Here is a 1,344-nt window from a genome sequence, read left to right on the forward strand (position 1 = left end):
GTGCCGAATTCGCCTCAGTCCTTGTCGCTCTCGAGCTGGAAGATCTGGGCGCCCTCCCGGTTCGAGATCAGGCCAGTTTCCGCGTAGAGATTGAGCTTGGTGCGGGTATCCGTGATGTCGAGGTTGCGCATGGTGAGCTGGCCGATGCGGTCGGCCGGCGTGAACGCCGCATCCTCGACCTTCTCCATGCTCAGCCGCTCCGGCTGATAGGTGAGGTTGGGGCTCTCGGTGTTCAGGATCGAGTAGTCGTTGCCGCGGCGCAGCTCCAGCGTCACCTCGCCGGTGATGGCGCGCGCGACCCAGCGCTGCGCGGTTTCGCGCAGCATCAGCGCCTGGGAATCGAACCAGCGGCCCTGATAGAGCAGCCGGCCCAGGCGCAGCCCGTTGATGCGGTATTGCTCGATCGTGTCTTCGTTGTGGATGCCGGTGAGCAGACGCTCGTAGGCGATGTAGAGCAGCGCCATGCCGGGCGCCTCATAGATGCCGCGGCTCTTGGCCTCGATGATCCGGTTCTCGATCTGGTCGCTCATGCCGAGACCATGACAGCCGCCGATGGCATTGGCCTCGAGAAACAGCGCGACCGGGTCGGTGAAGGTGTGGCCGTTCAGCGCGACCGGCTGGCCCTCCTCGAACCGCACGGTGACCGTCTCGGCCTTGACGGCACAATCGTCGCGCCAGAACGGCGCGCCCATGATCGGGTTGACGATGCGGATGCCGCTATTGAGGTTCTCGAGATCCTTGGCCTCGTGGGTGGCGCCGAGCAGGTTGCTGTCGGTCGAATAGGCCTTCTCGGCGCTCATCTTGTAGTCGAAGCCGTTGGCGGTCAGGAACGCCGACATCTCGGCGCGGCCGCCGAGCTCGTCGATGAAGGCCTGGTCGAGCCAAGGCTTGTAGATTTTCAAGTTCGGATTGGTCAGCAGGCCGTAACGGTAGAACCGCTCGATATCATTGCCCTTGTAGGTCGAGCCGTCGCCCCAGATGTTGACGCCGTCCTCCTTCATCGCTGCGACCAGCATGGTGCCGGTCACCGCGCGGCCGAGCGGCGTGGTGTTGAAATAGGTCGCACCGCCGGTCGAGATATGGAACGCGCCGGACTGGATCGCGGCGATGCCCTCATGGACCAGCTGGGTGCGGCAATCCACCAGCCGGGCCTTCTCGGCGCCGAAGGCGAGCGCCTTGCGCGGAATCTCGTCGTAGTCAGCCTCGTCGGGCTGGCCGAGATTGGCGGTGTAGGCGAAGGCGCGGGCGCCCTTCAGCTTCATCCATAGCAGCGCCGCGCTGGTGTCGAGGCCGCCCGAGAACGCAATGCCGACTTTTTCCCCTGTGGGCAGGCTTTTCAGGATC

Annotated in this window: 1 protein-coding gene; it reads right to left on the reverse strand. The window is 64.6% G+C overall.

All coding sequences use genetic code 11. The annotated features are described in order from the left end of the window. Positions 1 to 14: 14 nt before the first annotated feature. Complete coding sequence (gene argG, locus BRAS3843_RS05000; RefSeq protein ID WP_035980869.1) at positions 15 to 1,343, reverse strand: argininosuccinate synthase; 1,329 nt, start codon at positions 1,341 to 1,343, stop codon at positions 15 to 17. Between the last annotated feature and the right edge of the window lies 1 nt (position 1,344).

It is taken from the genome of Bradyrhizobium sp. STM 3843 (genome assembly GCF_000239815.1).
Lineage (GTDB): Bacteria > Pseudomonadota > Alphaproteobacteria > Rhizobiales > Xanthobacteraceae > Bradyrhizobium.